The 21,382-nt window shown below is 50.3% G+C and carries 17 protein-coding genes and 4 pseudogenes; 15 read left to right on the forward strand and 6 right to left on the reverse strand.

What is annotated here, in order from left to right; translation table 11 throughout:
* Nucleotides 1-2,153 (forward strand): doubled motif LPXTG anchor domain-containing protein (locus G614_RS32900; protein ID WP_242828125.1); only part of this gene is annotated, 2,153 nt, incomplete at its 5' end.
* A 274-nt stretch (nucleotides 2,154-2,427) separates the two neighbouring features.
* On the opposite strand, the gene G614_RS0117040 is transcribed toward G614_RS32900, so the two are convergent.
* The 5 genes from G614_RS0117040 to G614_RS0117060 all read right to left on the reverse strand — a co-directional run bounded on the left by G614_RS0117040 (nucleotide 2,428) and on the right by G614_RS0117060 (nucleotide 7,377).
* Nucleotides 2,428-3,855 carry a 6-phospho-beta-glucosidase gene (locus tag G614_RS0117040; RefSeq protein ID WP_002587034.1) on the reverse strand — a complete coding sequence of 476 codons (1,428 nt, stop codon included), beginning with the start codon at nucleotides 3,853-3,855 and terminating at the stop codon, nucleotides 2,428-2,430.
* Nucleotides 3,856-3,881: 26 nt separating this feature from the next.
* Nucleotides 3,882-5,795: a beta-glucoside-specific PTS transporter subunit IIABC gene (locus G614_RS0117045; protein WP_027642921.1), complete on the reverse strand. Its 1,914-nt coding sequence runs from the start codon at nucleotides 5,793-5,795 to the stop codon at nucleotides 3,882-3,884.
* 24 nt (nucleotides 5,796-5,819) lie between these two features.
* Nucleotides 5,820-6,653: a PRD domain-containing protein gene (locus G614_RS0117050; protein ID WP_027642922.1), complete on the reverse strand. Its 834-nt coding sequence runs from the start codon at nucleotides 6,651-6,653 to the stop codon at nucleotides 5,820-5,822.
* Between the two features lie 167 nt (nucleotides 6,654-6,820).
* Nucleotides 6,821-7,189, reverse strand: a complete 369-nt coding sequence (locus G614_RS0117055) for an FAD-dependent oxidoreductase (protein WP_027642923.1) — start codon at nucleotides 7,187-7,189, stop codon at nucleotides 6,821-6,823.
* Nucleotides 7,186-7,377: a hypothetical protein gene (locus G614_RS0117060; protein WP_027642924.1), complete on the reverse strand. Its 192-nt coding sequence runs from the start codon at nucleotides 7,375-7,377 to the stop codon at nucleotides 7,186-7,188. The genes G614_RS0117055 and G614_RS0117060 overlap by 4 nt, the downstream gene beginning before the upstream one ends.
* 58 nt (nucleotides 7,378-7,435) lie before the next feature.
* Between G614_RS0117060 and G614_RS27820 the strand changes: the two are divergent.
* Nucleotides 7,436-7,564, forward strand: a pseudogene (locus tag G614_RS27820) (helix-turn-helix domain-containing protein); the annotation flags it as partial.
* 29 nt (nucleotides 7,565-7,593) lie between these two features.
* A complete protein-coding gene (gene tnpA, locus G614_RS35065) occupies nucleotides 7,594-7,851 on the forward strand; it encodes an IS66 family insertion sequence element accessory protein TnpA (protein WP_420341528.1) in 258 nt (85 codons plus the stop codon).
* Here tnpA and G614_RS0117070 read toward each other — a convergent pair.
* Nucleotides 7,826-8,009, reverse strand: a pseudogene (locus G614_RS0117070) (recombinase); the annotation flags it as partial. The gene tnpA and the pseudogene G614_RS0117070 sit on opposite strands and share 26 nt — an antisense overlap.
* Nucleotides 8,010-8,204: 195 nt before the next feature.
* Between G614_RS0117070 and G614_RS27825 the strand changes: the two are divergent.
* From G614_RS27825 to G614_RS0117135, 12 genes and pseudogenes are all read left to right on the forward strand, one after another.
* Nucleotides 8,205-8,801 carry a hypothetical protein gene (locus tag G614_RS27825; protein ID WP_242828126.1) on the forward strand — a complete coding sequence of 199 codons (597 nt, stop codon included), beginning with the start codon at nucleotides 8,205-8,207 and terminating at the stop codon, nucleotides 8,799-8,801.
* Between the two features lie 183 nt (nucleotides 8,802-8,984).
* Nucleotides 8,985-9,809, forward strand: a complete 825-nt coding sequence (locus G614_RS0117080; protein ID WP_027642927.1) for an SDR family NAD(P)-dependent oxidoreductase — start codon at nucleotides 8,985-8,987, stop codon at nucleotides 9,807-9,809.
* Between the two features lie 213 nt (nucleotides 9,810-10,022).
* Complete coding sequence (locus tag G614_RS0117085) at nucleotides 10,023-11,066, forward strand: alcohol dehydrogenase (RefSeq protein WP_420341529.1); 1,044 nt, start codon at nucleotides 10,023-10,025, stop codon at nucleotides 11,064-11,066.
* A gap of 63 nt (nucleotides 11,067-11,129) precedes the next feature.
* Nucleotides 11,130-11,732: an AAA family ATPase gene (locus tag G614_RS0117090; RefSeq protein WP_022201873.1), complete on the forward strand. Its 603-nt coding sequence runs from the start codon at nucleotides 11,130-11,132 to the stop codon at nucleotides 11,730-11,732.
* A gap of 355 nt (nucleotides 11,733-12,087) precedes the next feature.
* Nucleotides 12,088-12,504, forward strand: a complete 417-nt coding sequence (locus G614_RS0117100; RefSeq protein WP_027642929.1) for a MarR family winged helix-turn-helix transcriptional regulator — start codon at nucleotides 12,088-12,090, stop codon at nucleotides 12,502-12,504.
* A gap of 5 nt (nucleotides 12,505-12,509) precedes the next feature.
* Complete coding sequence (locus tag G614_RS0117105; protein WP_027642930.1) at nucleotides 12,510-13,574, forward strand: HlyD family secretion protein; 1,065 nt, start codon at nucleotides 12,510-12,512, stop codon at nucleotides 13,572-13,574.
* A 23-nt stretch (nucleotides 13,575-13,597) separates the two neighbouring features.
* Nucleotides 13,598-14,746 (forward strand): ABC transporter permease, encoded by a 1,149-nt coding sequence (locus tag G614_RS0117110; protein WP_044918071.1) that lies wholly within the window; start codon nucleotides 13,598-13,600, stop codon nucleotides 14,744-14,746.
* Nucleotides 14,743-15,891, forward strand: coding sequence for an ABC transporter permease (locus G614_RS0117115; protein ID WP_027642932.1), 1,149 nt, complete (start codon nucleotides 14,743-14,745; stop codon nucleotides 15,889-15,891). The genes G614_RS0117110 and G614_RS0117115 overlap by 4 nt, the downstream gene beginning before the upstream one ends.
* Nucleotides 15,892-16,282: 391 nt before the next feature.
* Nucleotides 16,283-17,088 (forward strand): annotated as a pseudogene (locus G614_RS34525) (MurR/RpiR family transcriptional regulator); the annotation flags it as partial.
* Nucleotides 17,089-17,120: 32 nt separating this feature from the next.
* A pseudogene (locus tag G614_RS34530) lies at nucleotides 17,121-17,720 on the forward strand (hypothetical protein).
* A gap of 47 nt (nucleotides 17,721-17,767) precedes the next feature.
* Nucleotides 17,768-19,498, forward strand: coding sequence for an ABC transporter ATP-binding protein (locus tag G614_RS0117130; protein ID WP_027642933.1), 1,731 nt, complete (start codon nucleotides 17,768-17,770; stop codon nucleotides 19,496-19,498).
* The gene (locus tag G614_RS0117135) at nucleotides 19,495-21,297 is read left to right on the forward strand and encodes an ABC transporter ATP-binding protein (protein ID WP_027642934.1); all 1,803 of its coding nucleotides are present in this window, start codon (nucleotides 19,495-19,497) and stop codon (nucleotides 21,295-21,297) included. The genes G614_RS0117130 and G614_RS0117135 overlap by 4 nt, the downstream gene beginning before the upstream one ends.
* Nucleotides 21,298-21,382 lie beyond the last annotated feature (85 nt).

Below are 21,382 nucleotides of genomic sequence, written 5' to 3' on the forward strand. Positions count from 1 at the left end.
CAGCCAACGGATACAACCAGGCAAGCGAGAGCTGGAACCCGGAGAAGCCGGAAGCCGGAACAACGCAGTTCACGGAAGATACGCATTATACAATCCGCTTTACCGAAAACGCGGCAGTGGAGATAACCTATGTGCCGGATGACGCAGAGCATGGAAGCACAACGAACAGCCCTGATAAAGTAAGCCCGGCAACGGGAACGCCGAAAGGCTCCGTAGCGACAGCAAAGGAAGGCTACGCGTTCAAGAACTGGACGAAGGACGGAGAGGTGGTAAGCTGGAATGCAGAGCTGAAGCCGGAGGACATCGCGAAGGTGGGAGGCCTGTATGTGGAATCTGAATACGTGGCGAACTTCGGAGTGGATGACAACGGAGACCAGATCCCGGATGAGTACCAGATTAAAGTAACCTACAGTGCGGTGAACGGAAGCGTGGACCTGACGGAAGCGCAGTATGTGACGCTGTATAAGGATGACCATTATGCGACGAAGGAAGAGGGAGGCGTGGGAACGCTGACCGAGGACCAGATAGCAAAGGCAACAGCAGCCAACGGATACAACCAGGCAAGCGAGAGCTGGACTCCGGAGAAACCGGAAGCCGGAATCACGCAGTTCACGGAAGATACGCATTATACAATCAGCTTTGCTGAAAATGCGGCAGTAGAGATAAGATACATACCGGATGACGCAGAGCACGGAACAACGACTAACAATCCTGATAGTGTGAATCCTGCAACAGGAACGCCGAAAGGCTCCGTAGCGACAGCAAAGGCCGGATATGCGTTCAAGAACTGGACGAAGGACGGAGAAGTGGTAAGCTGGAATGCAGAGCTGAAGCCGGAGGATATCGCGAAGGTGGGAGGCCTGTATGTGGCATCCGAATACGTGGCGAACTTCGGAGTGGACGACAACGGAGACCAAATCCCGGATGAGTACCAGACAATTTTCTATTATATCAGTGCAGATGAGACGAAGGGTACTGTTAGTACTGTGGAAGAAGTTCATACCTTTAGGGATGAAAATGGACATTACACTGAGAAAACAGCAATAAGCCCGGATGGAGCAACTGCGATAGCAAAAGATGGCAATGCATTTGAGTACTGGATAGACAACGAAACAAAGGATCCGACATCTGACATGAGTATTCTGAAGTCAAAGCAATACTTAGAAGATACCACCTTCACAGCATACTTTGATTCAGACGAGAAGGGAAAAGGACCAGACGGAAATGAACCCGATGGAGTACCGGATAAGTATGAAACAATCTTCGTATACAAGAGTGCAGATGTAACAAAGGGTACCGTAGATGCGGATCCACTTGAGGCAGAGGTTCATGTATTTAAGGACGTGGATGGCAACTACACAGAAAAGACACCAGTTAGCCCGAAGGGAGCAAACGCAACAGCACTGGATGGTTTTGCATTTGACTACTGGACTGATAGAGAAGTTAATGACTACACTCCAGACATGTCAAAGATGAAGTTGAATACCTATCTGGTAGATACCACTTTCACAGCATACTTTGATGTTGATGAAATCGGCACAGAAGAACCAAACACACCAGACGGAGTACCGGATAAGTACCAGATTATGTTCCAATATGTATCGGAAGACACAAATCATGGAACAGTAATAGGAGCGGTAACCGAAGTCAGGACTATCTATGAAATCGTTACAGGAGAAGATGGTAATGACCACAGGGAACTGAGACCTGCAAGACCGAGCGCTGACGTGACAGTATCCAGCGTTGGAAGATATTCTTTCAATAACTGGACAGATGGAAGCAGGAGCTATGCTGACGCGAATGAGATTAAAGCTGCGGAGTTCATACAGAGTACAACCTTTACCGCACAGTTCAATTATAACGGCGGCGGTGGCGGCGGCGGAACCGGTGGCGGCCCAACCACAGGCGGTGGACGCTACACAGGTACACCTGGTGGCCCAGGCTTTACAACCATCACCCCAGAAGATGTGCCGTTAGCACCTCTTCCAGAATTACCAGTAGATGTAACCTTAATCGATGACGATGAAGTGCCGTTGGCACCACTGCCAAAGACAGGTCAGACATCTAAGAGAACCACATTGACCATGATATTATCAGGAATCTTCGTTGCGGTGACAGCGTTAAGCAGGAAACGTAAAGAAGAGGATTCATAACGGTCCATTACAGTCAATGTAAAAACAAAATAGCAGTATAACAGGAACCCCTGGCCAATATGGTCAGGGGTTCTTTTACAATCAAATTTGCAGTCAAATGAAATAACTCAAACTTCCCATAGCTAAAATGGGATTGTTCCTTGAAAACTCAATACTTTAGAACACAAAATAGCTTTCAGGCAGCCGACTGAGCATCAGAAAGCGCATCCTGCATGTATTTTGGAAGATGCCCGATAAAGCTGGATGTGATTCTTCCAGCTGTGCCGGCTTAAATCTACAGACTTTCCCCGTTCGTCTCAATCACTTTCTTATACCAGTCAAAGGAATCTTTCTTACTGCGCTTCAGCGTACCCTTTCCTTCGTTGTCCTTGTCCGCATAGATGAATCCGTAGCGCTTCTTCATCTCGCCGGTGCTGGCGCTTACCAGATCAATACAACCCCAAACCGTATAGCCCAAAAGCTCCACTCCATCCTCATTGACCGCATCCTTCATGGCCTGAATATGCGCCCTTAAATAGTCAATGCGGTAATCGTCATGGATCGCTCCGTTCTCGTCCGGCGTGTCCACCGCGCCCAGGCCGTTCTCTACGATGAACAGCGGCTTCTGGTAGCGGTCGTACAGGCTGTTCATGGTGATGCGAAGGCCCAGCGGATCAATCTGCCATCCCCACTCGCTCATTTTCAGGTACGGATTGCGCATGGAGGCCATCACGTTGCCCGCGGTCTGCTTACTCAGCTCCGGATTGGCGCTGGTCAGACGGGATGCGTAGTAGGAAAATGAGATAAAGTCCACTGTGTTTTCCTTGAGAACAGAAAGGTCTTCCGGCCCCATAACAAGCTCCACTCCCGCTTTTTCCATGCGTTTTCTCGCAAAGGGCGGGTATTCGCCGCGGGACTGTACATCGATAAAGAAGTAGTTGTCCCGATCCCGTCCCATGGCCGCCCACACATCCTCCGGGGCGCAGCTGTAGGGATAAAAGCTTCCTGCCGCCAGCATACAGCCTACCATGCAGCCCGGCATCATCTCGTGAGCCATCCTGGTTGCCAGGGCGCTTGCCAGCAGTTCATGATGAGCCGCCTGGTACTTCACCTGGGTCTCGTTCTCTCCCGGCTCAAACACAAGACCTGCGCCCATAAAGGGTAGGTGAAGCAGCATGTTGATCTCATTGAAGGTCAGCCAGTATTTTACCTTCCCTTTCAATCTGGTAAACAGGGCGCGGCAGAAATTCAGGTAGAAATCCACCAGCCTCCGGTTTCTCCAGGAACCGTACTCCGTTACCAGGTGCATGGGCACATCAAAGTGACAGATAGTGACCAGCGGTTCAATGTTGTACTTAAGGCAGGTGTCAATCAGCTTCTCATAGAAATCCAGTCCCTTTTCATTAGGCTGTTCCTCGTCCCCCATGGGGAATATCCTGGACCAGGCAATGGAAAAACGATAGCATTTGAATCCCATCTCCGCAAACAGACGGATATCTTCTTCATAGTGATGGTACATATCAATGGCTTCATGGGAGGGATAGTAATGGTCGCTGTCACAGGCCAGCATCTTCATCCTGCCGCTCATGACCGCACGCCTGTCTGCCCCTGCCGGAAGCACATCCACGTTAGCAATTCCTCTTCCGTCCAGGTCGAATCCGCCTTCACACTGGTTTGCCGCCGTAGCGCCTCCCCACAAAAATCCTTCTGGCATTTTGCTCATGATGAATTCCTCCTTCCATATCTCTTTTACATAACTACAAGCAGTTCATCCGCCACATCCACCGTTCCAGAAGCGCTGGTTACAATGTCCGCAAACTGATTGGTGTTGGTGATGATGACAGGAGTAACCAGGGAATATCCTGCTTTCTGGACAGCGTCCATATCAAATTCCACCAGGATCTGTCCTCTCGTTACCTTGTCTCCTTCTTTCACCTTCTTATCAAAGCCCCGGCCTTCCATCTTCACCGTATCCATGCCGATATGAATCAGAACCTCCACGCCGTCATTGCTGGTTACTCCTACCGCATGTCCGGTGGGGAAGATTGCGGAAACCACTCCATCGCATGGGCTGCATACCTTGCCCTCTGTGGGAATGATTGCCATGCCTTTTCCCATCACTCCGCTGGCGAATGCCTGGTCGTCTACCTGATCTAGCGGGATTACTTCGCCTTTTACCGGAGCAAACACGGATTTGGGAGCGTCCTCATCCACCGAAGCCTTTTTTGCCAGAGTGGTTTTTTTTGCCTTCGGCTCATCATCTGTATAGGTAGCTATTGTCATTACAAAGGCTAAAACCATCGCCACCGCCACTGCGATCACAGCCCAGATTACATTGGACATAGGCTCGCCGTCTTTGACAAATGACATGAATCCGAAGAAGCCCAACGCGCCGGACTGATATCGTAAAACCTTGGCTCCGCCCAGGATACCGCCGCCCACTGCTGCCGCGATACAGGAGATAATGAACGGTTTTTTCTTAGGAAGTGTAATACCGTAAATACAGGGTTCCGTAACACCGAACAGACCGGAAACCAGGGCTGGGAGCGCCATTGTCTTCATATTCTTATCTTTAGTCTTAATATAAATAGCCGCAACTACCATAGACTGCGCGAACGAAGCCGCAAAGTAAGGAGTCATGAATAAATCGCTTCCATATGTACTGATATTGGCAATTCCGATCGGGATAACCGCCCAGTGCAGACCGAAGATAACCAAGATCTGCCACAGCGCGCCAATCAGGATACCGGTTACCACGCCGCCCAGCACCGGAATCGCAAAGATCGCCTGGAAAAACGCGTTCAGCAGGTTGGTAAGGATGCCGGCCACCGGACCAATCACAATAAAAGTCAGCGGAACAATGATAATCACCGTCAAAAACGGTACAAAGAACAGTTTTAAGGTATCCGGAACAATCTTCTTAAAGTATTTTTCAAGCTTCGCTCCCACTCCGGTGGCCACCAGGATTGGAACTACGGATGAGGCGTATCCTGACTTGGGATATACCACCGGGATTCCCAGAAAGGTGGTCTTATAATCCAGAGCCATCAGGGTGCCCTCAAACAGGGTGCCGGTGGTCTCCAGGCCAACCATGGCCGGATACAAAAGGGCAGCCGCGATGCTCATGCCCAGATATGGGTTACATTTAAACTTCTTTGCGCAGGATGCCGCAATGATCATGGGAAGGAAGTAGTAAAATCCATCTCCAATGGCATACATCATCTGGTAAAATCCGCTGTCCTTCACCGATGCTCCGGCAACGAACACCAGCACGGCCAAAAGACCTTTTACAATACCGGCCGCTGCCAAAAATCCCAAGATCGGCTGGAAGGTTCCGGACAGCAGATCCAGCATCCAGGCCCCCCAGGCCATATTTTTGTCGCCTTCTGCTTCTTCGGATTGCGCGCCGGATATATGTGCTTTTTCGCAAACCACCTCATATACCTGCGGCACATGATTGCCGATCACCACCTGATACTGTCCTCCTGACCGCATGACCGTAACGATCCCGTCGGTTGATTTTAACACCTCCGTGTTGGCCTTTGACTCGTCCCTCAGCTGGAAACGCAGCCTGGTAATACAGTGCGTCAGACTTACAATATTTTCCTTTCCACCCACGTTCTGAATGATTATGCGGGCCAGTGCGTCATACTTACTTGCCATGTTCTCTCCTCCTATAGCTTAAGTTCATTTGTCTCGCATGGCTCTGTTGATATTCAAAGTCATGTAAGCAATTTCCTCCATGTTGGGCTGTACCTTCATCTGCTGTAAGATGAATTTTGCAATTTTAGCGCTGCAATCATATGCCGCCGGAAATTTTGTACAAATCAGCGCGCAGATCTCCTCATCCTCACCATGGTGCATCTGATTGGTGATGATTCTTCGCAGCATATGTTTGATATAGACCATCAGTTCCTCAAACGCAAATGACCTGTGGTCCAGATCTTTTTGGAAATGATACTGGATGATATTGATGATATCTTTTGTCATGACAACGATGTCGTAGCCCCTTGAATTGAAATTCCCCATCTCCGCATTGACGATGTGGATGGCGATAAATCCTGCTTCGTCTTCCGAGAGGACTATGTTCAGCTTTTCCACAATAATACTGAGGGCTTCGATTCCCACAGCGTATTCTTCCGGATAGTAATTCTTGATTTCCCACAGAAGCGCATTGGGCAATTCAATGCCCTGATTTTTCCGCTCCACAGCACAGCAAAGGTGCTCTGTCAGTCCGATGTGAATGCTGCGATCCAGCCTGTGACGCAGCTTTTTGTGGGCAATGCTGATAATCTCCTCTGCCGTCTGAATGTACTCATAGGGAATCCCAGCCGCAATTCCGGCAAATTTGGATACTGCTTCTGAGTCCTCCAGGTGAAACTTCTTCTGGATTATGCTTTCATCAAACACGCCTTCGGTTTTGTAGTGAAAACCGATTCCGGTTCCGATCCAGATGGTTTCCCGCCCGCTCTCATCCAATCCACTGACCACATTGTTATTAATGATCTTTGTTATCTCCATAACCAGTCCCTTTTCCCAAAACAAAAGACCGGCATTATCCCAGACTGCTGCATTGTATATACAACAGAATAGGATAACCCAGTCTTGCCTGCTTTACCAGTGACACCTTACGGCTATACCTGACCTTTTGTTTAAATTATATAGTAATATTACCATGCGCGGAGGGGTTAGTCAACTTGTTTTTTGGCAATTTTACTTTTTCGTGGTAGACTTCCCCCGTTTTTTTGACTTATGTTACATGTCTTCAAATTTTGTAAACCCGACTCTACTTCCACTGTTTTTTCAGTAGCAATTTCAAGGAGTTTCAGAGATTTCCCCTCCAGGCCGATGATCTTGTGACCTGGCATCATCACAGGATTATGAGGGGTCAGCTGTTTCATGATATCCATAAAGATAACCGGGTACATTCCTGCTCCAAACTGGGGAAGCATATCTACAATGCGCACTTCGGACGTCATGTTATGATTATAGAGATACTCTGCTGTTTCAAGGCCTGTAAGTCCCCCGCCGATTACAGTGACACGGCCATCTGTCATTTTGCACCGATCAGTATATCGGAAGACATGATCACATTGTCGCTGTCCAGTCCTGGCAGCGGCGGACAGATCGGTTCAGCACCACCTGCGAGGAATACTGCCATCGGATTATATTTTTCAACCGTTTCCACAGTAGCGTTTGTGTTTAAGAGAACTTCTACGCCTGCTTCTTTCAGTTCTTTGGACATGGTATCAACTATGCTGTTTGGTTATACAATAAACCCAACCAAGAGAAAGGCGGTATTTATGGACAATCAAAAGTTTGGACAGTTCATTCTCTCTCTTAGGAAAGAGAAAGGTTGGACGCAACTTGAGCTAGCTGAAAAACTCAATGTAACCGATAAGGCAGTATCAAAATGGGAACGTGGAGTTTCCCATAGTTAAAGATACGTAAGTAGGTAATGATGGAGGTGATACCAATAAATACGAATGACAATGCAACCTCAAAGGCTGACCCTTGGGCAGACCGGATCCATGCTTTTCAGGAAAGCGGTTTATCCCGCAAAGAATGGTGTCAGCAGAATGGAATCCCACAGTCTACACTGGGTTACTGGATCCGAAAGCTCCAGTCAGAAGCCGCTGAGACAGAAAGTGCTTCTGATCCTATTGAAGTTGCTGCGGACTGTCCAGCCAGATATCCTTATCCCCAATTAGTAAAATAATTTCATGGAATGGCTTCTCCTGCTTGCCGGAACGAATTTTCTCATAGTTATCGTCATTCCGGCGGTCATTTCTGGTCTGCTTCTCATTGTACCGGGCAAGTGCTTTATCAATCGTGATATACGTCCTTGATATTTTCATTGCAGTATTCCACGTTCAGACATACCATGGACGGAAAGACCTAATCCAGGGACGATATCATATGGTACAGGATCCAGTATGAAAAAGGCGACCCTTATGAACGGCATGTAGACGGTGAGCTGATGCACAACATAGCAGTTGTCTTTGATTTGAAAGGCGGAACACTGAATGATTCTACGGCCCCCTGCTGACCTACAGCCTGCAGAAATATGGGGTGATAACAAACAACCTGATTCCTTCACTGGAGGGAAGCGGATTCAGCGGCTGGAAGGTCGTGGAATCCTCGGATGCAGGTTTTAAACCAGATCAGTTATATCAGGCATCAGAAATCAACAACCATGAGTTTACCGGCAATGTTGCCTTTGAAGCGGTTTGGGATATCAATATGTATACTGTAAATGTGGAGATGGTAGACAAGGAAGTTCCGGCGAATGTGCTTGACAGTAAGCTCTGGAGCAGGTGCCCTTTGGGACGGGATCCGGAAGCGGACGGCAGGCTGAACGGACTGATTCCTGAATCAATCGACGGGACAGACGGAAACCATTATATCTATACCGGAATGATGTACAAGTCCTATGAGCCTGTACAGGGTGTCAGGAAAAATGGAACCGCGGTAACACTCCGGATATCAGAGGAAACAGCGGTGAGGTTCTGGCGGAAGCGGCGGCTCAGGAGGCGGATCCGGCAGAAGGTATGTATCCGCAGATGCAGGTCCAGGAGTAGTTACCCTGGAGGAAACCCTGTTCCGCTGGCCGAGGCCCCGGAGACAGGTATGGCAGTTATTGATGACGGATTAAATAAGCCTCATTAAATAAAGCATAATAAATAAGGCATAATATAAACCATAAAGTGAGGGGACACAGCAGTATGGAGGAATTCTGTACTGCTGTGTTTTTTATGAAATTTTAATAATTTTTTCACAATCAGACGTGGTGGAAATACCTTTGTATTTGGGATATAATAACCCCACCAAATAACAGGAGGCAATTCATACATGAAACAATTTTATCCCAACCGTTTTAAAGATAAGGTAATCATTCTGACTGGCGCGGCCAGGGGTATCGGTGAGGCCACAGCCATCCGGGCGGCGAAGGAAGGAGCGAAGCTGGTGCTGGCTGACCGGCTGAAGGAGGAGGGAGAGCGTGTGCTCAAAGCTGTCAGGGCAGAAGGAGGCACAGCCATTTTCCTGAATCTGGATCTGTCCGCGGAGGAGCATGCAGAACAGATGGTGGATGCGGCAGTGAAGACTTATGGACATCTGGACATTGCCATTAACAACGCGGGCGTCATGGGAAATCCCAGTCCGCTCCATGAGTTAGAGCAGGAGCAGATGGACTACACCATGGCGAACAACTTTTATTCCGTATTTTTCTGCTGCAAGCACGAAATCAGGGAATTCATGAAGGAAGGGAATGGGGGCGTCATTGTCAACAATGCATCCATTGCCGGGCTCACAGGCCTTCCGGGCAATCCTGCCTATGTGGCGTCCAAACATGCGGTCAACGGACTGACTAAGAACCTGGCCCTTGATTACGCCAGATACGGAATCCGCATAAACTCAGTCAATCCCGCAGGCACCACCACGCCCATGGTAGCCGAGGCATATGAATATGTGAAGAACCATAGAGAGGCAGCCATCAAAGCCGGTATGGACCCTGCAAAGGCCCAGTCCATGGCCGGACAGAAGCTCACCTCCATGCTGGAACGGGAGGCCACGGCAGAGGAGCAGGCGGCATCCATCCTGTTTTTGGTATCAGATGACGCCACCCACATGACAGGGGCCACGGTACAGACAGACGGAGGATGGACGTCCTTTTAGGAATGCCTGATATATGCTATAATATCCTTATATTTATATATATATATGATAAGATGATATTGGAGAAAACAGCAGCAAATCGGAGGTATAGTAAAGATGCAAAGCGATATGCAAACTCAGGTGTCCCAATCCCAGGCGGCCCAGTCTCAGGCGACCCAATCCCCGGTTCCTCAGTCCCCGGCTCCCCAGTCCCGGACTCCCCAGCCCAAGACAATGAAAGCCGCCGTCTATAAAGAAAATGGTATCATAACCCTGGAAGACCGGCCTGTCCCCAGGCTGAAAGATCCGCAGGATGCCATTATAAAGGTGACCCTTACCACCATCTGTTCCAGCGATATCCATATTAAGAACGGCGCTGTCCCAAGGGCTGTGCCGGGAACCATACTGGGACATGAGTTTGTGGGCATAGTGGAGCAGACCGGGGAGGCGGTAAGAAGGTTTAAGCCCGGAGACAGGGTGTCTGTGAATGTGGAGACATTTTGCGGGGAGTGCTATTTCTGTAAGCGGGGCTATGTCAACAACTGTACCCATGAGCACGGAGGATGGGCGCTGGGGTGCAGGATTGACGGCGGTCAGGCCGAGTATGTAAGGGTTCCGTTTGCTGACAACGGACTAACGAGGATACCCGGTGAAGTGACGGACGAGGCGGCGCTGTTTACAGGCGACATCCTTTCCACCGGTTACTGGGGGGCTTCCCTGGCGGAAATCAAACCGGCTGATACGGTAGCTGTTATTGGCGCAGGCCCTACCGGGCTGTGTACCCTGATGTGCGCAAGGCTTTACGGTCCCGGAATGATCATTGCCATTGATACGTCTGATGAACGGCTGGAGCTGGCTAAGGATCAGGGACTGGCGGATGTCGGCCTCAACCCGCTAAAGCAGGATGTGGAACAGGAGATAAGGAAGCTGACCCTTGGACGCGGCGCGGATGCCGTATTGGAAGTGGCAGGAGGCAGGGATACCTTCCAGATGGCATGGAAGATTGCCAGGCCCAATGCAGTGGTCTGTGTAGTGGCCTTATATGAAGAACCGCAGATACTCCCCCTCCCGGACATGTACGGGAAGAACCTGGTTTTTAAGACAGGAGGAGTGGACGCTTCCTGCTGTGAGGAAATCATGAAACTGATAAAGGCCGGAAAACTGGATACCAGCTGTCTGATTACCCACAGGGCAAAGCTTGAAAACATTATGGAAGCCTATGATGTGTTTGAGAATAAGAGGGACCATGTGATAAAGTACGCAATTGAGGTATCATAAGGCTTATGGACGTTCAGAGTAATTTGAGGACATTTACAGATATATAAGAAAGAAGGAATGAGTATGGGCAGGAACTGTTGTATCACCATTGAGCGTCAGTACGGAAGCGGAGGAAGGGAGGTGGCCCGCATCCTGTCGGAGCGCCTGGGGATTCCCTGTTATGGGAGGGAGCTTCTGGCAGTGACGGCGGCAGACAATGGAATCAGCATCGAGGAACTGAAAAAGCTGGATGAAAAACGGACGGGAAGCCTGCTTCATGATTTGGTGCTGTATGCCTTCCGGTTCCAGAATTACAATAAGATGCAGGAGCCCTTTGATATTAATAAGGAGGTATCTGACACCATCCGCAGGCTGGCCCGGAAGGGACCATGTATCTTTATCGGAAGATGCGCTGATTTTGCCCTGGACGGAGAATGCGACGTACTTAAACTGTTTATCTACGCTTCATCCATGGAGAAGCGCAAACGCCGTATATGCGAGGTGGATGACATAGCCTTTGAGAAGGCGGAGGAAGAATTACAGAAGAGGGACAGCCAGAGAAGTGACTATTATCACTATTTTACCGGAAAAAACTGGGGTGATATGGAAAATTATGATGCCTGTCTGAATACCTCTGTATTGGGATATGAGGGCTGCGCGGACCTGATTATGAAAATGATGGAATGAGATTGTTGAATGTCATCAAAGGAAGTATAAAAACATTATATGAAAACGCTGCGAAAACGCCGTGATAATGCCGTGAATCAGCCGGATTCCAAACCAGGAAACCAGCTTCTTCACGGCATTTTTCTTCCTCCGCGCCCTGTCAGAAGAACCATCCCGTCAAATAAACGGAGAAATAATAAAAGTTGAGCCGTAATTTTGTGAAAAAAAAACGGGTTGATTTTCATTTGCAAAATGCATATAATATTTGTCAAACACAACAGTTGTTAAATACATATGATAGCCGCACAAAGCATTCCTTAGCAGTGTCTGCGGCAGCACCCGCAAGGAGGTGAGTACCATACAGGAAATAGCCACCATGATAGAAAAGAGCAAACGAAGGTTTCTGTGCATTAAATTCAAGGCCTGCGGCCTTTCCTTTTCCGAGGGAATCGCGCTACTGGTCATAGGCTACAGCAAATACAGCAATCAGGATACCATTTCCAGCCTGTCCGGAATTGATAAGTACCAGACAGCCAAGGTATTGGCTGCCATGGAGGATCGGGGATATATCAGGAGGGAGATTAACCCTGGGAACAAGCGTGAAAAGCTGGTTTGCCTGTCAGAAAAAGGAAAAGAGGCAGCTAATACACTGAAGGACATTATGGACCAGTGGGAGAAAATCATCTTTGCCGGAATTACGACCCAGGAGGAACGGGCCCTGGAACAGATTATGTGCAAAATCGTCGGAAATGTAAGGGAGTATGAAAGAAATATTGGAAGGGAGAAACTGTAATAACAATGAAACTGGCAAAATCCAAGAAGAAAATCATAGGGGCAGCGGCGGCTGTTATTTTATGCGCCATTGTCCTGGTGCTCATCTTCGGCCATGTGACCGGGGATGACCTGTTATTTAAGAATAAGAAAAATCTGGTGGTGCAGTCCTATGTGACCATGGATGAGAGCAACATCAACGCGCTGACAGGAGGCCAGATTAAGGATGTCCTGGTGGAGGAAGGGGATCTGGTGACGAAAGGCCAGGAGCTGGTCCGTCTGGACAGTGATACCCTGATGGCCCAGAGGGAACAGGCCCAGGCAGCCCTGGCCCAGGCGCAGGCATCTTATCAGAGCCTGTTAAACGGCGCCACAGAGGAACAGATGAAGCAGCTGCAGCTGGCGGTCCAGATTGCCCAGGCAAACCTGGAAAATGCCCAGGCATCCTATACCAGGATGGAGGCGGATTATCAGAGGACCTTAGCGCTGGTTCCGGCGGGAGCCGTGTCCCAGTCCTCCGTGGATGCGCAGAAGGCAGCCCTGGCTTCTGCCAAGGCAGCCCTTGACAGCTCACGTTCCAATCTGGAGATTTCCCGGAGCAAGCTTTCCGAGGCCCAGAACGGAGCCACGCCGGAACAGATTGCCCAGGCCCAGGCCGGGGTGGACCAGGCCAAGGCTGCCCTGAAACAGATTGACACCACCTTGGATAAATGTGTCCTCACCTCCCCTGTGGACGGTCTGGTGACAACGGTAAATGTCAAGGCCGGTGATGTGGTGTCCTCCGGACTTCCCTCCGTTGTGGTTGCGGACATTTATACCCCCTATATCACATGTGATGTGGATGAAATGAAGCTTCCCCGGGTAAAGCTGGACCAGGAGGTGGATATCTCCCTGGCAGCCCTGGGAAAGGATACATATAAGGGAAAAGTGGTGCGAATCAATAAAGAAGCGGATTTTGCCACCAAGAAGGCGTCCAATGAAGCTGACTGGGATATCCTGACCTACGGAATCAAGGTAACCTTTGACGACCTGACGGGATTGCAGGATGAGCTGCGTTCCGGTATGACAGCCTATGTTGACTTTGGAAAGTGATGTGATGGTATATGAGAGAATGGATGAAACGGGCAGGGAGCCTGGCATCTTCTGTGAAAAAACGGTACATAACGATTCCCATGCTGATTCTTCTTCTGGCACCCACCATCCTGAGTCTGCTCATGGGCGCTGAGTTCATTCACCTGCCTTTTCAGAAGGTCCCCACGGTCATTGTGAACCATGACCACTCTGAGACGGTCCAAAGCCTGATTCAACTGATTTCGGATAACAGGACATTTGACGTCATTGCATGTACGGATGAGGAGGATGACCTGAAGGAAGCATTTTACTACAATAAGGCCCTGGCCGGAATCGTGATTCCGGAGCATTTTTCAGAGGATTTGTTAAATGGCAGGGAAGCCAAAATCATGATTTTTAACGACGGCGCCCTTTCCACGGTTGCCAGCGGCATGAGGGGAACCATAGCCGAAGCCCTGGGAACCATTAAGAGCGGCTATATGCTGAAGCTGGCAGAGGGAAAGGGCATACCGCCCCAGGCAGCCATGAACCTGATTGCGCCCATGGGATATGTGACAAAGGCCATCAGCAATCCCTCCAAGAACGTGGCATACATGATGATGGAGGGCATCCTTCTTACCATTGTGCAGATTGGAGCCGGATGCGTGGGGGCCTGCGTGTGCGAGAGGGCGAGCTTTGGAAGGCTGATGAAGAAGGCCGGATTCATCACCGGCATTGCCTGCGTCTCTGCCCTGGGCTGTATGGTGACCCAGACCCTGTGTTTCGGGTTTCCGTATAAGAGTTCGCCCTGGGCCGGCATTCTGATGACAGTTTTCACCTGCTTCGGCATTACCCTTTTTGGAATACTCCAGAACCTGGGTACCGGGGGAAACTGTGAGGAGGCAGTGCAGAAATGCAGCATCATAAGTTTTACCATGCTGTTAGCCGGTTACACATTTCCGGTCATCTCCATGCCCTGGCCCTGTAAGTTTCTTACCTGGTTCATGCCCAATACCCATTATATCGTGCCTCTGAGGGACATGGCCCTGGTGGAGCGCAGCTTTTTGAGTGAGGCCCATCATGTTCTGTGGCTTATGGGATTCTGCGCGGTGATGGCGCTTTTGGTGGCCAAGAAATTCAGGGATGTCAGGACAGAGGCGGTAAGCCCGCTGACGGATAGTCCCCTGACGGAAAGCGGGGTGGCCGGCATATGATGAGCAGGATATGGAAGGAAGAAAAAAACACGGTTATCGGTCTTTTTATTTCCGTGCTGGCCGGCATGCTCCTGATTACTACTATCTGGAAAAATGATTACACAGAAAATATTCCCTTCGGAATTCTGGATGAGGACCGGTCCTCTTTGTCCCAGTCCATTGTGAAGCAGTTTGGCATCAATCCCTCTCTGGACATTGTATATTACGCGGATTCGGAGCAGGATTTGAAACAGGCCATCCTGGATAAGAAGATAGAGGCCGGCGTCATGATACCCGTAAATTTCAGCCGGGATATGTCACTGAAGAAATCACCCCAGGCAGTGATTTTTGCGGACTGCTCCAACATCATCACCGGAGGAGGGGCTGTGGGGGCTGCATCGTCTGTGCTGGGTACCATGAGCGCGGGAATGCAGCTTAAGATGCTGGAGGGAAATAACTTTTACCCCTCGGCGGCCCAGACCAGCCTGGGTACATTTTCTTACGTGGACAGGACCTTGTATGAGCCACAGGGCGATTACATCAGGAAAATGAGCTATCTGCTGGTTCCCTCCATCACCATGCAGACCTTCCTCATCTCATTTTTCATTCCTCTCATGATACGCAAGAGGAAAGCCCTGGCAGCGGCTGCCCCGGAAAAGCGGGGGGAGGAATTAAAGGACGGAATCATCAGGACGGCCGTGGTGGCGGGCGGCGCAGTGGTGACCCAGTTCGCGGCGCTGAGCGTGGTGGGGCTGTATAAGAATATTCCCCTGAGAGGGGAAATCGGCCTCTATCTGTTCAGCACAGTGCTTTTCATGCTGGCAGCCGTGGCCTTTGGCGTGATGCTTGGGTCCTTTACCAGGAGGCTGGCCTGCTTTGCACAGCTGTATATGATGTGCAGCAACCTGATTGTATTTACCTCAGGACTTATTTTTCCATACTATTTGATGCCGAAATGGCTCAGCATTGCTTCCAGGATATTTTCGCCCATTGCCAATATTGCCGTGGAATTAAAGGCTGTGAACCTGAAGGGAATCGGCTGGGACGCTGCCTGGCCCCAGCTGGCGGGAACGGCCCTGTATACCGTGTTCTGGCTGGCGGCAGGAGGCGCCATGTACGCTCTGAGCATTAAGAAGGAGCGGAGGCTTGCCGGGGCGGCGGAGTAAGGGGCGGAGTAAAAGGAATGGCAGAAAGGGATAGAAATAAAGGGATAGAGTAAAAGGGAATAAATGAGAAACAGATAGTCTTTTTTTGTGATGGTATACAGGGAATGGCAGCCAACAATGTTTGGAGAATGGGGTGTTGTCTTGCAAAGCAGGGCAGTGCTTTAATATAGCAATCACCACATTTGTGGGGCAGAACATCGGAGCCCGCAAGGCGCGCCTCTGTTAATCAGCGTATTTACAAATGAACCGCAGGCACGGCGCCCTGCGCGGCGTTGGACTTTCCAAGGTCCCCATGCTCTTTATGCTTCATGGTACGGTCAAGGCCGCCGCTCAGTAAAAAAGCGGCGGCTTTTCACTATTTACGCGCAATAAAAGGCGAAAAAGTCAAAAGCAGGCCAGCGGGGCTGAGAAAGGGGTCCTCAGATTTTTAAGGGAAAATCCCGAGGAAGCCGCCGGATACAGCATAAAACAGCTGGCGGACAAAACATTTTCCTCAGCGGCAACCATTGTCCGCCTGTGCAGGAAGATGGGGTTTGACGGCTATAAGGAGCTGCAGAAATCCCTGTTATATGAGTCAGCCCTGCGCAGGGAGAGTACACGGCCCATGGAGCAGGAGATAAAGAAGGACGACAGCCTGGAGGAACTGGTGAACAAGGTGACCTATAAGAACATAGTGTCCCTTGACAATACCAGGAAGCTTGTGGATTTGGAAATCCTGAATCAATGTGTGGAGCTGCTGGACCGGAGTCAGACCGTGTATCTGTTCGGAATTGGTTCTTCCCTGCTGGTGGCCAGGGACATGTATCTGAAGCTTATCCGGGTCAACAAGCCATGTGTGATTTGCAATGAATGGCATGCCCAGCTCCTCCAGGCCAGAAACATCCGGGGATGCGACCTGGCCCTGATCGTCAGCTATTCCGGTCTTACAGAGGAAATGATAACATGTGCCCGGGAGGCCAGGCTGAGGGAGGCGCCGGTCATCACCATATCCAGGTTCGAGCAGTCACCCCTGGTCCGTCTGGCTGATTATAACCTGGCAGTGGCTGCAACGGAACTGATTTTCAGGAGCGGGGCTCCAGGATATCTCAGCTGAACATGATAGATATTCTGTACACGGCCTATGTACACAAACGGTATGACGAGTGTATGGAGCAGTTCAGGAAGACCCATATAGCCAAATCCGAGGGGATGGATTAAAACCAAAACTCATTGTTAGGGGAGGAAACACCATGATAGATTTGTCAGTGCTGGTAACAGAAAGCAGGAATGGGGAGACCATGGGGCTGGACCAGATGACACCCCTGGAAATTGTTACCGTCATGAACCGGGAGGATGGGAAGGCAGTGGACGCTGTGGGGGAGGTCCTGCCTCAGATTGCCCAGGCCATTGCCTGGTGTACGGACAGTCTGAAACAAAAGGGAAGAATCATCTATATAGGAGCCGGTACGGCCTCCGGTATGCCAGGAAGGCTGGCTGCAGGACCGTGGCAGTGTCCTGCAACCGGGATTCTGAGATAGGAAAGGAGGCAGATCTGGCCATTGAACCTGTGCGGCCCGGAGGTCCTTACGGGTTCCACCAGGCTGAAGGCCGGAACGGCCCAGAAGATGGTTCTGAACATGATATCCACAGGAAGTATGGTGGGAATCGGCAAGGTTTACCAGAACCTGATGGTTTTCATAAATGTGGTCCTTACCGAAAAAGGGCGGGCATTGGTTCAGGGCATGATGGAACAGATGGGCAACCATTCTGAGAAGGATACCATGAGGAAAGAAGATCTGGAGACTATTTTAAAAGGGTTAAAATGTCTGGAAAAGTATTTGCAGAGCTGAACTACTTTTCCAGATGTTTTTATTTTGCAAGAACAAGGAGGCAGAACATGAAAAAAATATTTACAGAGCTGAAAGCATTCCGGCTGGAACTTCTATTCGTGCTGGTCAGTGTGGCGGCCGGAGTAGGAGCCACGCTGGGGCTTCCTACCTATCTGTCAGATATCATTAACAAGGGAATCGCGGATAAGGATATGAATTACATTCTTCACACCGGCGTCATCATGCTGGGAATCGCCATTGTGGGAATGGTATGTAATATTGCCACAGGCTTTTTTGCTTCCAGAATCGCGCTGGGCTTAGGGCGGAATGTGAGGAGCAGGATTTTCACAAAGGTGGAATATTTCTCCCAGGCGGAGATCGACACATTTTCAACCGCGTCTTTGATTACGCGCACCAACAACGACATTACCCAGGTACAGAATTTCATGGTCATGTTTCTGCGCGTCATACTGACAGCCCCTATCATGTGCGTGGTGGGCATCATGCTGGCTTACAGCAAAAATCCGAAAATGTCAAGCATACTCGTGGTATCCATGCCGGTGATGGTGCTGATTATCAGCCTGATTGGCAGGAGGGCCATGCCGCTTTCCAGAAAGATGCAGACCAGGATTGACCGAATCAACCTGATTATGCGGGAAAAGCTTTCGGGCATCCGTGTCATCCGGGCATTTGGAACAGAGGATTACGAAGAAAAGCGTTTTGACGGCGCCAACAAGGACCTGATGAACAATGCCATGAAAATGATGCATGCCATGTCACTGCTGGGCCCGTCCCTGATACTGATATTAAACCTGACCGTGGTGGGACTTCTCTGGCGCGCGGGCCAGGGAATCGGCACGGAGCCCGTGATGCCGGGAGATATCCTGGCAATCATCCAGTATGTCATGCAGATCATGATATCGGTCACCATGCTTTCCATGATTTTCGTCATGTATCCCAGATGTGCCGCTTCTGCGGACCGTATCTGTGAGGTGCTGGATACTGAAAATTCCATCGGGGATCCGGCTGTGCCCAGGACATCAGAGGGGCAGAGAGGGTATCTCACCTTCCGCGATGTAAGCTTTTATTTTCCTGGAGCAAAAGAGCCGGCTGTCAGCCATGTCAGTTTTGAGGCAAAGCCGGGAGAGACAACTGCTATCATCGGAAGTACGGGCAGCGGCAAGACAGCACTGGTAGGATTGATTCCCCGTTTTTATGATGTGCAGGAGGGCGAGGTCCTGGTGGATGGAGTCAACGTAAAGGACTATGACCGGGGGACCCTCCGCCGGAAAATCGGTTATGTGCCTCAGAAAGCCCTGCTGTTTAAGGGCACTATCATGGAAAATATCCGTTTCGGGGATGATTCGGCCAGCGATGAGCGGGTGAGAGAGGCGGCAGCCATTGCACAATCCACGGATTTTATCGTAGATAAACCGGACGGATTTGACTCATCCATTGCCCAGGGCGGAAGCAATGTCTCAGGCGGCCAGCGGCAGCGTCTGGCAATTGCCAGGGCCATTGTCAGGAAACCGGAGATATATGTGTTTGACGACAGCTTTTCCGCGCTGGATTTCAAGACGGATTCAGCCCTGCGCCAGGCCTTGTCCAAAGAGACAGGGAACGCCACCGTGGTAATCGTAGCCCAGCGCGTCAGCACCATCATGAATGCGGACCGGATTATAGTGATGGATGAAGGGAAGGTCATGGGAATTGGGACACACAGGGAGCTTTTAAATACCTGTGAGACCTATCAGGAAATCGTCCGGAGCCAGTTATCAGAGGAGGAGATGAGTGCATGAAGCAAATGAATGTCAGCGTAACAGATAAGAAAATCAATACCAAGGGCACCATGGGCCGTCTGTTCCGTTTTATGAAACCATACAGAATCAGAACCATTGTCATGGTGGCCTGCCTTGTCATGGGAGCCGTGTTTACCACCCTGGGACCATATACCCTTGGCAGGGCCATGGATGCGCTGGTGGCCGTGGCGGTGGACGGCGCCGGGGTCCTTCAGGGATTTAAGGCGTTCATCACCGTGCTGATGCAATTGGGCTGTGTGTATATACTGGCCTTTCTTTTCAACTATTCCGGCCAATACATCGTGGCAGGGGTGGCGGAGCGCACAATGCATGATCTGCGCATGGCAGTGGACAGGAAAATCCGCCGTTTGCCCCTGGCCTACTTTGACAGCAATACATTCGGAGAAGTGTTAAGCCGCGTCACCAATGATGTGGATACCATAGACACCTCCCTTCAGCAGAGCATCAGCCAGGTTATCACAGCGGTCTGTACCATGGTATTCATATTCGTAATGATGCTGGTGGTCAGCCCTGTCCTGACCCTGATTGGGATTTGCGTCATCCCGGTTTGCGGCCTGGTGAGCATGAAGGTGGTAAAACATTCCCAGCGGTATTTCCAGGGACAGCAGTCCGCGCTGGGGGAGCTTACCGGGTATGTGGAGGAGATGTACAACGGACAGAACGTGATTGCCGCCTTTGGAAAAGAGGAGGACATCATCGGTAATTTTGAGGACATCAACAACCGCCTCTACGACAATGGCTGGAAAGCGCAGTTTTCTTCCAGCATCATCATGCCCTTAACACAGGCCCTGACCAACATCGGTTATGTGGGTGTGGCAGTTGTCAGCGGATGGCTCTGCATCAACGGCAGGCTGAGAATAGGTATGATTCAGTCCTTCATCCAGTATCTGCGCCAGTTCTCCCAGCCCATCAACCAGGTATCCAACATTGCCAACATCATGCAGGCTACCATGGCTGCGGCCCAAAGGGTATTTGAGTTCCTGGATGCACAGGAGGAGGTGCCGGAAGCAGAGAAACCACAATTCCCTGAAAGCCGGGAAGGAAATGTGGATTTCAGCCATGTGCGGTTTGGTTACACGGAGGGCCGGCCCCTGATTCATAATTTGGACCTGCATGTACATGCAGGCGACAAGATTGCAATTGTAGGGCCCACCGGAGCAGGAAAGACAACGCTGGTAAATCTGATTCTCCGTTTTTACGATGTAAATGGAGGGAGCATTACCATTGACGGCGTGGATGTGCGGGATATGAAACGGGAGGCCCTGCGCTCCATGATAGGTATGGTGCTGCAGGATACATGGCTGTTCGCAGGCACCATAAAAGAAAATATTCGCTACGGAAGGCTGGATGCCACTGACCAGGAGGTCATCGCCGCTGCCAAGGCAGCCCACGCCCACGGATTCATCATGGCTATGCCGGGAGGCTACGAGATGGAGCTTCACGAGGGCGCTTCCAATATCGCCCAGGGCCAGCGCCAGCTTCTGACCATTGCCCGGGCCTTCCTGTCAGACCCGGAAATCCTCATTCTGGATGAGGCAACCTCATCCGTGGACACAAGGACCGAGGTGGCAATCCAGAAGGCCATGAATAAACTGATGGAAGGACGGACCAGTTTTGTCATTGCCCACCGTTTATCCACGATTAAGGATGCGGAACTGATTGTGTACATGGAACATGGAGATATCAAGGAGGTGGGAAACCACAAGGAGCTTTTGGCTAAGGACGGCTACTATGCAGCCTTGTATAACAGCCAGTTTGCGGCTGAAAATGCGGGATAGGATGTTTAGAACAGTGCAGGCGTGAAAAAATCAAGGTGCAAGGGACAGGAAGGTTTGCGATACCATAAAAAAAGCCTGTCATGGG

The sequence above is a fragment of the [Clostridium] clostridioforme AGR2157 genome, assembly GCF_000424325.1.
Lineage (GTDB): Bacteria > Bacillota > Clostridia > Lachnospirales > Lachnospiraceae > Enterocloster > Enterocloster clostridioformis_A.

Bases quoted from the DNA above. Each gene is read 5' to 3' on its own strand.
- G614_RS0117040 (WP_002587034.1), bottom strand. From the start codon at position 3,855: ATGAGCAAAATGCCAGAAGGATTTTTGTGGGGAGGCGCTACGGCGGCA.
- G614_RS0117045 (WP_027642921.1), bottom strand. From the start codon at position 5,795: ATGGCAAGTAAGTATGACGCACTGGCCCGCATAATCATTCAGAACGTG.
- G614_RS0117050 (WP_027642922.1), bottom strand. From the start codon at position 6,653: ATGGAGATAACAAAGATCATTAATAACAATGTGGTCAGTGGATTGGAT.
- G614_RS0117055 (WP_027642923.1), bottom strand. From the start codon at position 7,189: ATGACAGATGGCCGTGTCACTGTAATCGGCGGGGGACTTACAGGCCTT.
- G614_RS0117060 (WP_027642924.1), bottom strand. From the start codon at position 7,377: ATGTCCAAAGAACTGAAAGAAGCAGGCGTAGAAGTTCTCTTAAACACA.
- tnpA (WP_420341528.1), top strand. From the start codon at position 7,594: ATGGAGGTGATACCAATAAATACGAATGACAATGCAACCTCAAAGGCT.
- G614_RS0117080 (WP_027642927.1), top strand. From the start codon at position 8,985: ATGAAACAATTTTATCCCAACCGTTTTAAAGATAAGGTAATCATTCTG.
- G614_RS0117085 (WP_420341529.1), top strand. From the start codon at position 10,023: ATGAAAGCCGCCGTCTATAAAGAAAATGGTATCATAACCCTGGAAGAC.
- G614_RS0117090 (WP_022201873.1), top strand. From the start codon at position 11,130: ATGGGCAGGAACTGTTGTATCACCATTGAGCGTCAGTACGGAAGCGGA.
- G614_RS0117100 (WP_027642929.1), top strand. From the start codon at position 12,088: ATGATAGAAAAGAGCAAACGAAGGTTTCTGTGCATTAAATTCAAGGCC.
- G614_RS0117105 (WP_027642930.1), top strand. From the start codon at position 12,510: ATGAAACTGGCAAAATCCAAGAAGAAAATCATAGGGGCAGCGGCGGCT.
- G614_RS0117110 (WP_044918071.1), top strand. From the start codon at position 13,598: ATGAAACGGGCAGGGAGCCTGGCATCTTCTGTGAAAAAACGGTACATA.
- G614_RS0117115 (WP_027642932.1), top strand. From the start codon at position 14,743: ATGATGAGCAGGATATGGAAGGAAGAAAAAAACACGGTTATCGGTCTT.
- G614_RS0117130 (WP_027642933.1), top strand. From the start codon at position 17,768: ATGAAAAAAATATTTACAGAGCTGAAAGCATTCCGGCTGGAACTTCTA.
- G614_RS0117135 (WP_027642934.1), top strand. From the start codon at position 19,495: ATGAAGCAAATGAATGTCAGCGTAACAGATAAGAAAATCAATACCAAG.